This window comes from Gordonia polyisoprenivorans NBRC 16320 = JCM 10675 (genome assembly GCF_000241325.1).
GTDB lineage: Bacteria > Actinomycetota > Actinomycetes > Mycobacteriales > Mycobacteriaceae > Gordonia > Gordonia polyisoprenivorans.
The window spans coordinates 140998-156843 of sequence record NZ_BAEI01000001.1; the positions used below are offsets into that span (position 1 = coordinate 140998).

Here is a 15846-nt window from a genome sequence, read left to right on the forward strand (position 1 = left end):
TCGCTCAGTCGTAGACCCCCTCCACCACCCAGCCGCCGGAGCGGTAGCACAGCAGCAACGCGCGCGAGTCGTCGAGCAGCACCTGCGCGCGAGCACTGATCGCCTCATGCCCCGATTCCGGACCGGCAGGTTCCAGACCGACCGGCCACGGCCCGGCCCACCACCGTACCTCCCAGCCCTGCCGGGAGGGTTCGGGCATCCGGACCATCGTCGGTTCGGCGGTGAACGCGCCTCGCGGGGTGACCTGCACCGGCTCTCCCGCGGGATCGATCACCTCGACCGGCGCGTCGGACGACATCGTCGGTGCCGGTTGGGGCAGGCGGCCCGGCCAGGGCGCCTCCGGGTCGCGCCCGGGCACCGGGTCCTCGCCGAGGGTGATCATCGAGATCTGTTCGGCGGGACCGCGTCCACCGCTGAGCACGGGTATGCGCACCGCATCGCCGCCGAGCAGGCCCTGCACCCGCTCCATGCTGCGGCGCGCTCGTTCGGTCAGTTCCGGTTCGCCGGGCAGCCCGGCACCGGTCAACGCGTGCTGCAGCATTCCGGCGTCGACGACCTCGACGGGCACCAGCCGTAGGACCGCGATCGGTGAATCCGGCCGCGCGTCGCCGGAACCCCGGGTACGACCACTGGTCATCCATCCCTCGAGTTGCCAGCGGATACGGTCGGCGGTCGCCGACGCGGTGAGCGGTTGGCCGCATCGCCAGGTTCGCGAATGACGCTGTCCGCGTTCGGTGATCGCTTCCACCGTCAACTTGGTGCAGGCCACCGACGCATCGACGAGACGGCGGTGCAGCAGTTCGGCGATCCGGCGGCCGGCGAAGGCAGCCGCGTCGATTCGATCGATCAGCGGGTCGCACGGGTACTCGATCACCAGGTCTTCCGGCAGCGCCTGCGTCGAGGGCGGACGGCCCGGCTGGGCGGCGGCCTGCCGATGTGCGATGACCGCGTCTGCGTCGAATCTCGTGGCGACGTCGGACGCCGCCATCGCGGCGAACGCCCCGATGGTCCGTAGGCCGAGCCTGCGGAGCAGATCGACCAACTCGGTGCGGCCGGGCCCGCACAGGGAGGGTTCGGCCGCGAGGTCGGCGATCGGCCGATCCGCCAGGTGCTCACGATCGCCGCCGGGCGGCACGCTGCGTCCGGTGCGCGCGGCCAGAACCGCGGTGAACAGTTCGTCGGCGACGCCGACCTGTGACTCCACTCCGCACGCGGAGACCCGGTCGATGAGTTCCTCGGCGAGTTCGGCCTCTCCCCCGAACACCCGCGCCGCACCCGACAGCCGCAGGACCACCAGCCCGGGCCGCACCACCTCCATCGCCGGGACCAGATCGGCGACCGCGGCGGCCACCGGCTCGAACAACCGGCCGTCCCGATGTTCGTCAGCGGTGACGACCGTCATCTCCGGACACACCGATTGCGCCTGCCGTTTACGCATCCCCCGCCGAACCCCGAGCGCCCGCGCCGGGGCCGAGCAGGCGATCACACGATTGGCGTGCAGCACCGCCACCGGGTGTCGGGGCGGCAGATCGGCATCGGCGGCGGCGGCCGTGGCGGGCCAGTCCGGACACCACAGCGCCAATACCCGCGCCTGCGCGGCCATCAGTTGGCCACCGCGCCGGGCGCGTCGGCGGCCACCGACACCGACGGCCCCACCCGTCGGATATGTACCGCGTCGTCGCCGAATCCGCCTGCGGTGATGTCGATCTCGGCGGAACGTCGGCGGTGGTCGCGACCACCGACGACGATCTGCAGCCGCATGCCACCGACCCGTCCATAACCCCGATGTGCACCGGCGAGATCGGCGGCCTCCGGGCCGTGTCGATAACCGATCACCCTCGCATCCATCCGGGTGTGGGCGCCGGGCCAGTCGCCGTCGACGACCACCAGCGACGAACCCTGCTGGCGCGCACGGCCCCCGACCACCCGGCTCCGCGAGGGGGCGACGGTGGTCCCGCGCAGCCCCACCACGACCACGTCCATGCCGTCGAGCAGTACCGCGGCCACTTCCACCGGGTCGATACCCGGGTCGGGGACCACCGCGATCCGACGCAGATCGGCGCCCATCTCCACCGCGGCGAGCAGATTCAGGCGCGGCATCCCGACGATGCCCACCTGGTGTCCCGCCTGCGTGAGGGTGGCGATCATCGCCATCAGCAGCGACCGCGCACCCCGGTAACCGACCACCGTGCCCCGGGCGATCCCGTGCTGTCCGGAGCTCCCGTCCTTCCCGATTCCGCTGCGGGGCAACAGGTCTGCGATGGCGTCCGGTAAGGCAAAGACCTCGGCCGGCCCAGGCTGTACCGAGCGTCTGTCGGGCATCCCCGACATCACCGCCATCTTTCGGCGCAGGGAGTCGAGGGTGTCGGGATCCGCACGTCCCGACCCTTCTCGCCCACCCCGATCCAGTGGCACCACACTCATGACACACCCCTTCCGGCCAGCGCACACAATGCTCGGCGGGCCGGGAAGTGCCACACCATCGCGTCCCATCCGACTCGGGGAATCACCCCGCGAATCGAATGTTTTTTCGATGTTCCGATCGTACGACGCGGCTCCGACAGTCCGCAACCGCGCAGGTCGCCCGAGCTTCTTCCCGAAGAAACAAGACCTTCCCCGCAAAATCTCCCGAGGAAGAACGAAAACCCTCGGGAAGAACGAGCGATCTCAGAACAACGTGAGCGCTTGTGCCAGTTCGGGTTCGGCCACCGGATCGTCGACGCCGGAATGCTGCTCCGGGTGCCCCACACGCGAGCCCGACGACCCGGCCAACCCGTGACGTGCCACCATCGGCCGCATCCGTTCCCGCAGCCACGACGAGTACTCCGGGGTGACGTAGGCGCCCCGCCCGTAGAGCGTGCGATATCGGCGGACGAGCGCCGGGTGATGTTCGGCAAGCCAGGTCAGAAACCACGGCTTGGTGGCGCCGCGCAGATGCATCGGGATGACGGTGACGCCCGACGCCCCGGCCTCGGCGAGCGAGGCGAGCAGAGCGTCGAGGTGCGCGCTGGAGTCGGTCAGGTACGGGATCACCGGGGCGACCATGACGTGCGGGGCGAACCCGGCCTCGGCGATGTCGCGGATCAGTGCCAGTCGCGCCGCGGGCGACGGCGTCCCCGGTTCGATCTGCTTCTGCAACTCGGCATCATGAAAGGCCAGCGAGATACTCAGCGACACCGGCACCTGCCCGGCGGCCTGACGCAGCAGGGGCAGATCGCGTCGCAGCAGCGTGCCCTTGGTGAGGATCGAGAAGGGCGTGGCCGATTCCGTCAGCGCCGAGATCACGCCGGGCATCAGCCGATAGCGGCCCTCGGCCCGCTGATAGGGGTCGGTGTTGGTGCCCAGGGCCACCGGTTCCCGACGCCAGGATCGACGCCGTAATTCCTTGCGCAACACCGCGGCCACGTTGAGTTTGACCACGACCTGCGAGTCGAAGTCCCGGCCCGCGTCGAGGTCGAGGTATTCGTGGGTGGGCCGGGCGAAGCAGTACCGACAGGCATGGGTGCACCCCCGAAAGGTGTTGACCGTGTAGGTGAACGGCAACCCGGACTCCTCGGGCACCCGGTTGAGCGCACTCTTGGCGAGGACCTCGTGAAAGGTGATGCCCTCGAACTCCGGAGTCTGCACCGATCGCACCAGCCCGGCCCGGCCCAGACCCGGCAGGGCACCATCGTCGGCTTCGACAGCCTGTTCGGACCAACGCATACCCGGAGTCGAACACATGTGCTACACCTTGTCAAGATGGCGAGCAGGTGCCCACTCCCCTTTTCGGCGGACGCCCAGCTCACACCGGGCGGTGCGCCTGCGCGACCCGGCTATCATCGCTGTCATGCCCGCCGACGTCGACAGCCACCGGACACCCGGCCCCAATTTCTTGGTGGCCGGACGCTATCGGCTCGTCTCGCGCATCGGCGGCGGTGGCATGGGCACGGTCTGGCTCGCCCGCGACCAACTCCTCGACCGTGAGGTGGCCGTCAAGCAGGTCCTCTCCACCGAGGGATTGTCGGAGGACTCCGCGGAAACCGTTCGGCAGCGCGCGATGCGCGAGGGCCGGATCGCGGCCCGACTGAGCCACCGCAACGCCATCGCCATGCACGACGTCGCCCTCGACGGCGGCGAGCCCTGGCTGGTGATGGAGTATCTGCCCTCACGCAGCGTCGCCCAGATCCTGCATGCCACCGGCACTCTCGAGGTCACCGAGGCCGCGAAGATCGGCGCACAGGTCGCCGACGCGATGGTCGAGGCGCACGCGTCGGGAATCATCCACCGCGACATCAAACCCGGCAACATCCTCATCGCCGGGGGTGGGCGTCAGGCCGGGCTGGTCAAGATCACCGACTTCGGCATCTCCCGCGCCAAGGACGATGTCACCCTCACCCAGACCGGCCTGATCACCGGTACCCCAGCCTATTTCGCACCCGAGGTCGCTCGCGGCGACGAGCCGGCCGAGCCGTCGGATGTGTACTCTCTCGGCGCCACCATCTACACGATGGTCGAGGGTGAACCGCCGTACGGCGTCGACGACAACTCGCTGGTGATGTTGCATCGGGTCGCGCGTGCGCAGATCAATCCGATGAAGCGGGCCGGCGTACTCGAACCAGTGCTGTTGCGGATGCTCGAGCCGAGCCCTCGGCGCCGCGTCTCGATGGCGCAGGCGCGTGACGAACTCGCCCGGATCGCCGCGGGTGAGCACGGCTCCACCGAGCAGGTGCTGACCAGCCTTGTCTCACGATCCGACCTCGGGCGCAACACCCGGCCCCGCACGGCACCACCAGGGCCACCGCCGGCGTCGGGCTCCTCACCCCGCGGAATTGCCTCGAATCCCGCTGCACCACAACACCATTACGATCCCACCCGCGTGGCGACGCCACCACCCTACGATCCGGCCCGAGCACCCGGCGCCATATCCCGTCCCGGTGCCATGTCCCATCCCGGCGCCCAGCCTCCGGGACAGTACTCGCCGCGCTATCCGACGGCACCGTCCTACAGCAGCGCGATGCCGCCGCTCGGTCCATCCGCGCCGCACCGGCAGACCTCGCCGGGTGTTCTTGCCGCGGTGGTGTTCTTGTTCTTCGTCGTCCTCGCCGCCATCATCGTGCTGGTGATCGCGCTCGTCTGATCAAGTGCTCGACTGATCAAGCGCTCGGCCATCAAGCACTGCGGTCGGATCCGGGCGAGGCCCGGTTCACCCGATGTGGCGGGTCGCCGCCCATCGGGTGAGCGCATTCCGGTTGGACTGCTGGGTCTTTCGGAGCACGTTGGAGGCGTGGGTTTCGACGGTCTTGATCGAGATGAACAGTTCTTCGGCGATCTCGCGGTACGTGTACCCGCGTGCGAGCAGCCGCAGGACCTCGAGTTCCCGGCGGGTCAGCGAGTCGAGTTCGGGGTCCAATTGCGGCTCCGGCGTCGACGACTTACCGGTGAAGGAGTCCAGCACGAATCCGGCCAGACGTGGACTGAACACGGCGTCGCCCTCGGCGACCCGACGGACCGCGTCGGCGAGTTCGCTCCCGTCGATCGTCTTGGTCACGTAACCGCGGGCACCGGCGCGGATCGTGGCGATCACGTCCTCGGCCGCATCGGACACCGACAATGCCAGGAACACCGGGGCATCGACGCCCAGCGCGTCGGTCACCCCACGCAGCACCGCGACCCCGCCGCCGGCGGGCATGTGCACATCGAGTAGCACCACATCCGGTCGCAGACGGGTGATCCCGGCGATCGCCTCGGCGACCGTGCCCGCCTCGCCGACGACCGTCAGACCGTCCTCCCCGGCGAGTTCGGCCCGCACCCCCGACCGGAACACGCCGTGATCGTCGACGAGGAACACCCGGTAGTGCCCGGTCTGCGGCGCTTCGATGGTCATGATGCCTTTCCGTGGTCGGTGCTCGGATCGTCGGTGGCGTGCTGGTCGGTGACTCGCTGGCCGGGGCCGGTGTGGTCCGTGCCGGTGTGGTCGGAACCCAGGTGCCCTGCACCGCGATTCCCGGGAGTTCGGACGACCGAGGGATCCTCGCCGGAAATGGGGATATCCGAATGCTTTTCGAGATCGGCCCCGGCCTTCTCGTCCTCGTGCGGGACGGAATCCCCACGGGGCATGGTGACCCGCACATTGGTGCCACGCCCGGGCGCCGAGCGGATCGACACCTGTCCGCCGACGCGTTCGGTGCGGGCCCGGATCGACCGTGCGATGCCCTGACGATCACCGTCGACCCGGTCGGGATCGAAGCCGACGCCGCGATCGCGCACGTACACCTCGACCTCGTCGTCGCCGACCTCGAGGTAGACATCGATCTTGCGTTCGCCGGAGTGCTTGGCCGCGTTGATCAATGCCTCCCGGGTCACCCCGATCAGCGCGGGCCACCGTTTCGCGATCGACTTGTCGGGCTCCTCGTCGGGCCGCAGATCGCCGACCGTCACCACCTCGACCTCGACGCCGTAATGGTCTTCGATCTCGCCGGCCACGCTGGTCACGGCGGCAACCAGGGACCCGCCGCGCTGCGCCGGATCACCGAACAGCCACGTCCGTAACTCGCGTTCCTGGCTGCGAGCCAGTCGCGCGACCTCCTCTGGCTTGGCGGCCTGCTTCTGGATGAGGGCCAGCGTCTGCAGCACCGAGTCGTGCAGGTGCGAGGCGATCTCCTCGCGTTCGGCATTGCGGATGCGCGCGGCCCGTTCCTCGTTGAGGGCGCGCCACATTCGCATCCAGAGCGGCACCGTCAGCAACAGCACGCCCAGCAACGTCGCACCGACGGCGAGGAGCGTCGTACTCAGTCCGCCGAAGTTCCGGGTGCCGGCGAACACGATGACGACCAAGCCCCCGATCACCAGTACCGCGCCACCTGCCAGTCGTGTCCAGGTCAGCAGCGGACCGTGGGGGCGGGCACGCGCCGAGGTGTCGAATTCGCGCCAGACCAGGCTCGCACCGACGGCCACGAACACCAGCGGCACGAGGTAGGTGGCGGGCGTACCGGATGCGGCGAAACCCACCACGCTCATCGCGACCAACCCGATGAGCGCGAGTCCCCACGCCTGCCTGCGCTCGGACGGGCTGGGAGCGGCGACGTCGTCGCCCGGCGGGCAGAAGAACCACAGCAGCGCGTAGGCGAGCGCGCCCGCCCCGGCCATCGCGGTCAGCACGACGAAGACGACGCGGACCCGGAATGCGTCGACGCCGAGGTGGTCGGCGACGCCGCCGGCGACACCGCCGATCACGCGGCCGCCACTGCGGCGCATCAGTCTCTGCGCACGCTCGACGTCGGTTGCCATGCCTTCGATACTTCCATGATCGTCGGGCCCGGGCATCAGGGTTCACCCCGGTGCCGACCCCGAAGACCGCGACACCGGCCGACGTCGGCGACGCGTCGATCCGGGTGGATTTCAGGGTCGGTCCCCGATGTGAGCTCGCCACGAACCGAGCACGATGAGTGCCATGGACACGACGCAGCTTCGGACGCAGCTCGAACGGCTGTGGGCCACACGGCCCACCAGACCGGCCTCTCCGCGCACCATTGCCGGTGTCTGCACGGGCATCGGTGAGCGCTACCGGGTCGACCCGACGCTGGTGAAGGTGGCGTTCGTGGTGGCGGCCGTCTTCGGCGGCAGCGGGGTGCTCCTGTACCTCGCGGCATGGATCGCCTTTCCGTCCACCACCCGGGCCCGCACGCACGCCGCCGGCGGCGATCGCGGTGCCTCCCGCGGGTGGCACAACAATCCGACGGTGATCCTGTGGGTGGTCGTCGTGATCGTCGTCTCGTCGGTGTTCTCGCGTGGCCCTTGGGGCTCGGGCGGAATCGTCGGCGGCATCCTGATGCTCATCGGATGGTGGTTGCTGTTCCTGCGCACGCCCGAACCACCTGCAGATACCAGCGTTTCGACCGTCTCGGCGCCGGAACCGCCGCAACGATTCGTCCGCTGGACCCCGCGCGCGGTACGAACCGGTGCCGCAGCCACCGCATCGGCGTCGGTACCCGGCGCACCGGGTGCGGTCGATCTCGCCAAGCCGGCGGCCGGGGTCACCGCATCACCCACCGCGAGCACCACAGCCCCGACTTCCGCCGCACCGACCGATTTCATCGAGGCCACACCCCCGTCGTGGGATCCGCTCGGGGCCGCCCGATTCGCCTGGGATCTCCCCGAACCCACCACACCCGCGACGCCACCGACGCCACCTGCCGCGCCCCGCCGATCGGCGTTCTCGTTCATCGTGGTCGGCATCGCGGTCCTGGTGGTCGCAGGCGGGATCGCCGCCCACGGACTCGGCGCCGGCTGGTTCACCGTGCCACACGTGCTGTCCCTGGCATTGGCCGTGATCGGAGCGGGTCTGCTGGTCAACGGGCTGCGCAGGCAGTCCACACGCTCGCACCCGGGGGCGTTGGTACCACTCGCGGTCGGACTCTCTGCGGCGGTGATCGTGACCACGTTGCTCGCCGGAGCCGCCTCCGGTGACCACCGGTTCGGTATGCCCGGCGGCGGAGTCGGCGAACGGAACTGGAAACCGATGAGCGAGAACGACATCCGCGACGAGTACACACTGACCATGGGCAGCATGACGCTCGATCTCCGCGACGTCGACCTGACGACCGACGAGACCGTACACCTACGCAACGGAATCGGCGAGATCGTCGTCGAGGTGCCCGCCGGGATGAACATCCGGGCCGAATGCACAGCAGGCGTCGGCGACTATTCCTGCCCCGAGGGACTCGACGGCGGCAACGACGGCACCACCGGCCCCGTGCTCACCATCGACGCCCACACCAATGTCGGCAGTGTGAAGGTGCAGCGATGAACACCTCCGGCAACCCCTGAACAGGAGACGAGATGAAGAGCACGACACCATCATTCGGCAATGGCGATCACAATGACACCGACCGCGCACCACAGCGTCGTGCCCCCGTGGTGGCGTTGATCGGGCTCGCCGCACTGCTGGTGGCCGGCTGGGGACTCGCCGACGGGCCGACGCTGCCCGACCCGGCGACCATCGGATGGGCCCTCGTCGGGATCGCCGTCGCCGTCGGCGCCCTGCTCATCGCCACCGGAGCACGGTCGGCCCGGTCGCGCTGAGGGTCGGCGCGATGCGGTTTCACCGCATCGCGGTGCTCACCACCCGTCGGCGCTCATCGGCGCGGTACGGCGCCTACTCCCACTCGATGGTGCCCGGCGGCTTACTGGTGACGTCGAGGACGACACGGTTCACGTCGGGGACCTCGTTGGTGATGCGGGTGGAGATGATCTCGAGGACCTCATAGGGCACGCGGGTCCAGTCCGCGGTCATCGCGTCCTCACTGGAAACCGGGCGCAGCACGATCGGATGACCGTAGGTGCGGCCGTCGCCCTGGACGCCGACGCTGCGCACGTCGGCGAGCAGCACCACCGGGCACTGCCAGATCTGCGCGTCGAGCCCCGCCGCGGTCAATTCCTCACGCGCGATGAGATCGGCCTTACGCAACATGGCCAGCCGCTCCGCGGTGACCTCCCCGACGATCCGGATCGCCAGACCCGGACCCGGGAACGGCTGACGCGCAACGATCTCCTCCGGCAGACCGAGCTCACGGCCAACGGCGCGCACCTCGTCCTTGAACAGCAGGCGCAGCGGCTCAACGAGGCTGAACTCGAGATCCTCGGGCAGTCCGCCGACGTTGTGGTGGCTCTTGATGTTGGCCGTACCACTACCACCACCGGATTCGACGACATCCGGATACAGGGTGCCCTGCACCAGGTAGTCGACCTGCTGTCCGCCCTCGGCGTGATCGCCCAGCACCTCACTCACCGCGCCCTCGAACGAGCGGATGAACTCGCGGCCGATGATCTTGCGCTTCTGTTCCGGATCGCTGACCCCGGACAACTCGCGCAAGAAGGTGTCGGCGGCGTCGACGGTGACCAGTTTCGCGCCGGTGGCACCGACGAAGTCGTGTTGCACCTGCTCACGCTCGCCCGCGCGCAGCAACCCGTGATCGACGAACACACACGTCAGCCGGTCACCGATCGCACGCTGCACCAGGGCCGCCGCAACCGCGGAATCCACCCCGCCGGACAGACCGCAGATGGCCAGACCGTCGCCGATCTGGTCGGAGACCTGGTCGATGAGGGCGTCGGCGATGTTGGCGGCGGTCCAGTCGGCCTCGAGCCCGGCGATCTCGTAGAGGAAGCGGGTGAGGATCTGCTGGCCGTGCGGGGTGTGCAGCACCTCCGGGTGGTATTGCACCCCGGCCATCCGGCGCTCGACATTCTCGAACGCGGCAACCGGCGCACCGGGCGTCGAGCCGGTGACGGTGAACCCCTCCGGCGCCTCCTGCACGGCGTCGTTGTGGCTCATCCACACCGGCTGAGTGCTGGACAGTCCCTGGTGCAGGAGCCCCTCGTCGGTGAGAGTCAGTGTGGTGCGGCCGAATTCGCGCCCACCGGTGTTGGCCACCCGACCACCCAGCGCTGCGGCCATGGTCTGGAATCCGTAGCAGATGCCGAAGACCGGGATATCGAGGTCGAGGATCGCCGGATCCAGCCGCGGGGCGTCCTCGGCGTACACCGAGGCGGGCCCACCGGAGAGGATCAGCGCCACCGGGTCCTTGGCCTTGAACGCCTCGATACCCGCGTCGTGCGCGATCACCTCGGAGTAGATCCGCGCCTCACGGACACGGCGCGCGATCAACTGCGCGTACTGGGCACCGAAGTCGACGACGAGCACCGGGCGCGGGCCGTCGATGAATCCCTGCGAATCGGTCACGGGGCGAGTCTAGTGGCACCGCCGGACACCGGGCGGTTCACCCTGCGCGCCCTGGCGGATCGCAGACCCCGATCGTCGTGGAATACTCATCTTTCGCAATGACTACTTCTGATACCCGGCCCAGTGCCTGGTCACTGACCATCGCCGACATCACCCAGGCGGCGGTGTTCGCCGCGCTGATCGCCGCACTCGGCCTGCCCGGCACCATCACCGTGGGCACCGCCGGCGTGCCGATCACCTTCCAGACACTCGGCGTGATGCTCGCCGGGGCGATCCTCGGCCCCAAGAAGGGCACGCTGTCGGTGGTCATCTTCATGGTGCTCGCGATCGCCGGCCTGCCGATCCTCTCCGGTGGCCGTAACGGCTTGACGGCATTGAGCTCCCCCACCGCGGGCTTCTTCGTCGGCTTCCTGCCGGGAGTGATCGTCATCGGCGTACTGACCGCGCTGATGATGTGGACGCGCACCCGATCGCAGACGGTGCCGCGGTATCGGGTGTTGCCCGGCATCGTGATCAACATCATCGGCGGCATCCTCGTGGTGTACATCTGCGGCACCATCGGCCTGATGATCCGCGCCGACATGACGCTGTGGGCGGCGATCGCCGCGAACGGCTGGTTCATCCTCGGCGACGCGATCAAGGCCGTCGTCGCCGCCGTGGTCGCCGCCCAGGTCCACCGCGGATGGCCGGGTCTGATCGGCCCGCTGCGGCGACCGACCCACGAGGCCTCCCCGTCGAACTGACCGCGACCGGAGCGCCATCGTGATCGAGTTCTGCGACATCACCCACGCCTTCGGTGCCCGCACCGTCCTGCGCGAGGTGTCGCTGACCCTGTCGGAACGCCGAATCGGGATCGTCGGCGCCAACGGCAGCGGCAAATCGACCCTGGTGCGAATGATCAACGCGCTCGTCATCCCCGACCACGGCACCGTGACGGTCAACGGGATCGACGCACGACGCCACAAACGACGCGTCCGACGCGAGGTCGGCTTCATCTTCTCCGACCCCGACCGCCAGATCATCATGCCGACCGTCGCCGAGGACATCGAGCTCTCCCTCACCCGCACCGATCTGAGCAGAACCGAACGCGCCGAACGCACCCGGACCGTCCTCGACCGGTTCGGATTGGCCGACCACGCCGACTCCCCCGCCGGACGGCTCTCCGGCGGCCAGAAGCAACTCCTCGCCCTGGCATCGGTGTTCGTCACCGAACCCGCGGTGATCATCGCCGACGAACCGACCACCCTGCTGGATCTGCGCAACGCCCGGATGTTGCGCGCGGTGTTCGCCGGACTGACCGAACAACTCATCGTCGTCAGTCACGACCTCGATCTCGTCTCCGACTTCGACCGCGTACTGGTGATGGACGACGGACGCATCGTCGCCGACGACGAGCCCACACCGGCACTGCGTCACTACCGGGAGATGATGACGTGAATCCGCTGGGCACCTACCGTCCGGGACACTCACCGCTGCACCGACTCTCGCCGGGAATCAAGCTGGTCGGGCTCGCCGCGGCGATCCTGGCGATCTCCCTGGCCGTACGCTCACTGCCCGCGCTGGGCATTGGCGCACTCGCCGTGGCGGCGCTCTACGCGCTGGCCGGGATCGGACCGGTCACCGCCTGGCGACAGTTCCGGCCCACCCTCTGGATCCTGGTGTTCATCTTCGCTTTCCAGTGGATCTTCACCGACGCGCGGCGCGCCCTGCTCGTGTGCGGAATCCTGGCGCTGTCGGTACTGCTGGCGGCGGTGGTCACCCTGACCACCCGGACCACCGACATGCTCGACTCACTGACCCGCGCACTACACCCGTTGCGGCGCTTCGGGATTCGTACCGACCTCATCGCGATCGCCCTGGCACTCACGATCCGCGCCATCCCCCTGATGGTCGAGATCGCCGGTCAGGTCGACGAGGCCCGACGGGCCCGCGGCCTACGCCCCGGACCGCGAATCCTGTTGGCGCCCATCGTGCTCGGCGCCCTGCGCACCGCAGACGGATTCGCCGAGAGCCTCTCGGCACGCGGCCTGGACTGACCGCGCCACTCGCCACGCTCCCGGCGCCGTACCCACCCGGCCCGCTCGCTACGCTCTCGGCGCCGTGGGCAATTCGGCCCGCTCGCTACGCTCCCGGCGCCGTAGGCAATTCGGCCCGCTCACTACGCTCCCGGCGCCGTGGGCAATTCGGCCCGCTCGACCGGCGTGATCGGCAATCGCAGCGCCCCGGGCGCATCCGCGGGTACCACGGGCGCAACAGGTACCACCGGTTGCAGTCGCGTGTATCCCACACCCTGTTCCGGCCGGGTGTCGATCTCACCCTTGTTGGGCCAGAACGCCATCGCGCGCTCGGCCTGGGCACAGATCGACAACGACGGATTGACCCCGAGATTGGCCGAGATCGACGCACCGTCGGTGATGTGCAGCGTCGGGTAGTTCCAGACGCGGTGATAGGGGTCGATGACACCGTTGGCCGGATCGTCGGAGATGGCGCACCCACCGAGATAGTGGGCGGTCAGCGGCATGTTGACGATGTCGCCCCACGTGCCGCCGGCCATCCCGCCCGGGAGTTTGTCGGCGATCCGGCGGGTGGCCTCGTTGCCCTTGGGAATCCAGGTCGGATTGGGCTCGCCGATGCCCTGCTTGCTGGTGATGTAGCGCAGGGGTCCGCGTTTGCGGACGAAGGTCGTCAGCGAATTGTTGTTGTTCTGCATCACCAGCGCGATCACGGTGCGCTGACTCCACTTGTGCACCACCAGAATCCGGGCGAGCAGGAACGGGTTGCGGGCCACCGCACGCAGGAACTGTCCGAATCGTTGGGCCGGGGTGCCACCGTCGGTGAGCAGCGTCTGCAGATAGGCGATGGCGTTGGAGCCCTTGCCGTACCGGACGGGTTCGATGTGCGTGTTCGGCTCCGGATGGAACGACGAGGTGATCGCGACACCGTGTGAATAGTCGTGCCGGGGATCGTATTTCGCCGCATTGGCGCCGAGGATTGACTCGGAGTTGGTGCGGGTCAGACGCCCCATGGCATCCGAGATCGCGGGCAGGGTGCGCTCCTTGGCGTGGTGGAGCAGACGCTGGGTGTTGAAGGTGCCCGCCGCGACGACCACCTGCGACGCGGTGTAGGTGCGGCTACGTCGGCCCAGCGGCCCCCACGACGACGACCCATGCGTGCTCACCTCCCAGGTACCGTCGGCGCGCCGGGACAGTCCGTCGACGGTCGTGCGGTCGATGATCGTCGCCCCGTGGCGTTCGGCCAGCCCCAGGTAGTTCTTCATCAGGGTGTTCTTGGCGCCGACCCGGCACCCGGTCATACAGGCGCCGCATTCGGTGCACGCGGTGCGCTCGGGTCCGGCCCCGCCGAAGTACGGGTCGGGGACGGTCTGTCCGGGACGACCGGCCAGACCGACCTTCTCTCCGAAGAACACACCGACCGGGGTCGAGGTGAAGGTGTCGCCGACACCCATCTCGTCGGCGACCTCACGCATGATGCGGTCGGATTCGGTGAACGTCGGATTGGTGACCACCCCGAGCATCCGCCGCGCCTGATCGTAGTACGGCGACAGTTCGTCCTCCCAGTCGGTGATGTGATTCCACTGGGGATCGGTGAAGAACGGGGTGGGCGGCTTGTACAGGGTGTTCGCGTAATTGAGCGACCCGCCGCCGACGCCCGCACCGGCCAGAATCATCACGTCCTTGAGGGCGTGGATGCGCTGAATGCCGTACAGGCCGAGCTTGGGTGCCCAGAGCCACTTGTTGAGCCGCCAGCTGGTCTTGGCGAAGTCCTCGTCGTCGAAGCGGCGACCCGCTTCGACGACGCCGACGCGATACCCCTTCTCGACCAGGCGTAACGCGCTGACGCTGCCGCCGAAGCCGGAACCGATGATGAGCACGTCGAAGTCGGGTGAACCATGGTGGGCTGCCATGGCGAATATTCTAACGCCGATTGTCACATTGAGTGATGGGGGTCTCGTTTTCCCCTCAGCGGTGGATGGTCAGCCCGACCTTCTGGAACTCCTTGAGATCGGAGTAGCCCGCTTTGGCCATCGAACGACGAAGTGCGCCAACCAGATTCAACTCCCCGAACGGATCGGCGGACGGGCCGGTGAGAATCTCTTCGAGGGTCGGTCGGCCGTCGGGCGTGGCCACCTGCAACATGGCCCCACGCGGGGTGTCGGGATGCGCGGCCGCCGACGGCCAGTACCAGCCCCGCCCCGGGGCCTGCGCCGCGGCGGCCAGCGGAGTGCCGAGCACCGCCGCGTCGGCTCCGCAGGCGATCGCCTTGGCGAGGTCGCCGGAGGTGTGGATGTCGCCGTCGGCGATGACGTGGACATACCGTCCGCCGGTCTCGTCGAGGTAGTCCCGCCGGGCGGCGGCCGCATCGGCGATCGCGGTGGCCATCGGCACCCCGATACCCAGGACCTCGCCGGTGGTGGTGGCACCCGCGGTGGAGCCGTAACCGACGATGACGCCGGCGGCGCCGGTGCGCATCAGGTGCAGTGCGGTGCGATGATCGTGCACCCCGCCGGCGATGACGGGGATGTCGAGGTCGGCGATGAAGGTCTTGAGGTTGAGCGGATGCTCGGCACCCTGCACGACGTGCTCGGCGGAGATGATCGTGCCGTGCACCACCAGCAACTCCACACCACCGGCCACCAGGGCCGGGGTCAGCTCGGGTGCGTGCTGGGGGCTGACACGTACCGCGGTGGTCACCCCGGCCTCGCGGATGGTGGCCACGGCCGCACCGAGCAGATCGGGATCCAGCGGTGCCGCATGCAGTTCCTGAAGGCGCCGCACCGCGGCCTGCGGATCGGGGTCGGTGGTTGCCACCTCGACCAGCTCGGCGATCTTGTCCTCGACGTCGCGATGACGCGCCCAGAGCCCTTCACCGTTGATGACACCGAGAGCGCCGAGTCGTCCGAGTTCGATGGCCACCGCAGGCGACACCAGGGCGTCGGTCGGGTGACTCAGAATCGGCGCCTCGAAACGGTAGGCATCGATCTGCCATGCGGTCGAGACATCCTTGGACGACCGGGTCCGCCGCGACGGAACGATGCTGACGTCGTCGAGTTCGAAGGTCTGCCGCGCCGTCCGGCCCATGCCGAGGTCCACGAGGTCACGCAC

14 protein-coding genes are annotated in these 15846 nt (G+C 68.8%); 6 read left to right on the forward strand and 8 right to left on the reverse strand.

All coding sequences use genetic code 11. The annotated features are described in order from the left end of the window. Positions 1–4 precede the first annotated feature (4 nt). From GOPIP_RS00635 to GOPIP_RS00645, 3 genes are all read right to left on the reverse strand, one after another. Positions 5–1603, reverse strand: a complete 1599-nt coding sequence (locus tag GOPIP_RS00635) for a DNA polymerase Y family protein (protein WP_006367549.1) — start codon at positions 1601–1603, stop codon at positions 5–7. After that, positions 1603–2424, reverse strand: a complete 822-nt coding sequence (gene imuA', locus GOPIP_RS00640) for a DnaE2-dependent mutagenesis accessory factor ImuA' (RefSeq protein WP_006367550.1) — start codon at positions 2422–2424, stop codon at positions 1603–1605. Before imuA' ends, GOPIP_RS00635 begins: the two co-directional genes overlap by 1 nt. Positions 2425–2667: 243 nt before the next feature. Beyond that, positions 2668–3705 (reverse strand): Rv2578c family radical SAM protein, encoded by a 1038-nt coding sequence (locus tag GOPIP_RS00645; protein WP_035726757.1) that lies wholly within the window; start codon positions 3703–3705, stop codon positions 2668–2670. 124 nt (positions 3706–3829) lie between these two features. Between GOPIP_RS00645 and GOPIP_RS00650 the strand changes: the two genes are divergently transcribed. After that, on the forward strand, positions 3830–5119 hold the full coding sequence (locus GOPIP_RS00650) for a serine/threonine-protein kinase (RefSeq protein ID WP_006367552.1): 1290 nt from the start codon (positions 3830–3832) through the stop codon (positions 5117–5119). Positions 5120–5185: 66 nt separating this feature from the next. Here the strand turns inward: GOPIP_RS00650 and GOPIP_RS00655 are convergent, their stop codons facing one another. Then, positions 5186–5866, reverse strand: a complete 681-nt coding sequence (locus GOPIP_RS00655) for a response regulator (RefSeq protein WP_006367553.1) — start codon at positions 5864–5866, stop codon at positions 5186–5188. After that, positions 5863–7269 (reverse strand): ATP-binding protein, encoded by a 1407-nt coding sequence (locus GOPIP_RS00660; RefSeq protein WP_006367554.1) that lies wholly within the window; start codon positions 7267–7269, stop codon positions 5863–5865. The genes GOPIP_RS00655 and GOPIP_RS00660 overlap by 4 nt, the downstream gene beginning before the upstream one ends. Before the next feature lie 163 nt (positions 7270–7432). Between GOPIP_RS00660 and GOPIP_RS00665 the strand changes: the two genes are divergently transcribed. Together GOPIP_RS00665 and GOPIP_RS00670 are read left to right on the forward strand one after the other, a co-directional pair. Further along, positions 7433–8788, forward strand: coding sequence for a PspC domain-containing protein (locus GOPIP_RS00665; RefSeq protein WP_035726761.1), 1356 nt, complete (start codon positions 7433–7435; stop codon positions 8786–8788). A 32-nt stretch (positions 8789–8820) separates the two neighbouring features. Beyond that, a complete protein-coding gene (locus GOPIP_RS00670; protein WP_006367556.1) occupies positions 8821–9063 on the forward strand; it encodes a hypothetical protein in 243 nt (80 codons plus the stop codon). 73 nt (positions 9064–9136) lie between these two features. On the opposite strand, the gene guaA is transcribed toward GOPIP_RS00670, so the two are convergent. Continuing rightward, a complete protein-coding gene (gene guaA / locus GOPIP_RS00675; protein WP_006367557.1) occupies positions 9137–10723 on the reverse strand; it encodes a glutamine-hydrolyzing GMP synthase in 1587 nt (528 codons plus the stop codon). A 98-nt stretch (positions 10724–10821) separates the two neighbouring features. Between guaA and GOPIP_RS00680 the strand changes: the two genes are divergently transcribed. Genes GOPIP_RS00680 through GOPIP_RS00690 form a run of 3 tightly spaced genes read left to right on the forward strand, consistent with a single transcriptional unit; the run spans position 10822 to position 12759 of the window. Then, a complete protein-coding gene (locus GOPIP_RS00680; RefSeq protein WP_006367558.1) occupies positions 10822–11466 on the forward strand; it encodes a biotin transporter BioY in 645 nt (214 codons plus the stop codon). A 19-nt stretch (positions 11467–11485) separates the two neighbouring features. Further along, entirely contained in the window at positions 11486–12160 is a 675-nt protein-coding gene (locus GOPIP_RS00685; protein WP_006367559.1) for an energy-coupling factor ABC transporter ATP-binding protein, read from the forward strand. Beyond that, complete coding sequence (locus tag GOPIP_RS00690; protein WP_006367560.1) at positions 12157–12759, forward strand: energy-coupling factor transporter transmembrane component T family protein; 603 nt, start codon at positions 12157–12159, stop codon at positions 12757–12759. The genes GOPIP_RS00685 and GOPIP_RS00690 overlap by 4 nt, the downstream gene beginning before the upstream one ends. Positions 12760–12881: 122 nt before the next feature. Here GOPIP_RS00690 and GOPIP_RS00695 read toward each other — a convergent pair whose 3' ends face one another. Both GOPIP_RS00695 and GOPIP_RS00700 read right to left on the reverse strand, forming a co-directional pair. Further along, entirely contained in the window at positions 12882–14648 is a 1767-nt protein-coding gene (locus GOPIP_RS00695) for a GMC family oxidoreductase (RefSeq protein WP_006367561.1), read from the reverse strand. A gap of 55 nt (positions 14649–14703) precedes the next feature. Continuing rightward, a complete protein-coding gene (locus GOPIP_RS00700; protein ID WP_006367562.1) occupies positions 14704–15846 on the reverse strand; it encodes a GuaB3 family IMP dehydrogenase-related protein in 1143 nt (380 codons plus the stop codon).

Excerpts from the sequence above, each read along its gene's own strand:
- GOPIP_RS00635 (WP_006367549.1), bottom strand. The coding sequence starts at position 1,603 with ATGGCCGCGCAGGCGCGGGTATTGGCGCTGTGGTGTCCGGACTGGCCC.
- imuA' (WP_006367550.1), bottom strand. The coding sequence starts at position 2,424 with ATGAGTGTGGTGCCACTGGATCGGGGTGGGCGAGAAGGGTCGGGACGT.
- GOPIP_RS00645 (WP_035726757.1), bottom strand. The coding sequence starts at position 3,705 with ATGCGTTGGTCCGAACAGGCTGTCGAAGCCGACGATGGTGCCCTGCCG.
- GOPIP_RS00650 (WP_006367552.1), top strand. The coding sequence starts at position 3,830 with ATGCCCGCCGACGTCGACAGCCACCGGACACCCGGCCCCAATTTCTTG.
- GOPIP_RS00655 (WP_006367553.1), bottom strand. The coding sequence starts at position 5,866 with ATGACCATCGAAGCGCCGCAGACCGGGCACTACCGGGTGTTCCTCGTC.
- GOPIP_RS00660 (WP_006367554.1), bottom strand. The coding sequence starts at position 7,269 with ATGGCAACCGACGTCGAGCGTGCGCAGAGACTGATGCGCCGCAGTGGC.
- GOPIP_RS00665 (WP_035726761.1), top strand. The coding sequence starts at position 7,433 with ATGGACACGACGCAGCTTCGGACGCAGCTCGAACGGCTGTGGGCCACA.
- GOPIP_RS00670 (WP_006367556.1), top strand. The coding sequence starts at position 8,821 with ATGAAGAGCACGACACCATCATTCGGCAATGGCGATCACAATGACACC.
- GOPIP_RS00680 (WP_006367558.1), top strand. The coding sequence starts at position 10,822 with ATGACTACTTCTGATACCCGGCCCAGTGCCTGGTCACTGACCATCGCC.
- GOPIP_RS00695 (WP_006367561.1), bottom strand. The coding sequence starts at position 14,648 with ATGGCAGCCCACCATGGTTCACCCGACTTCGACGTGCTCATCATCGGT.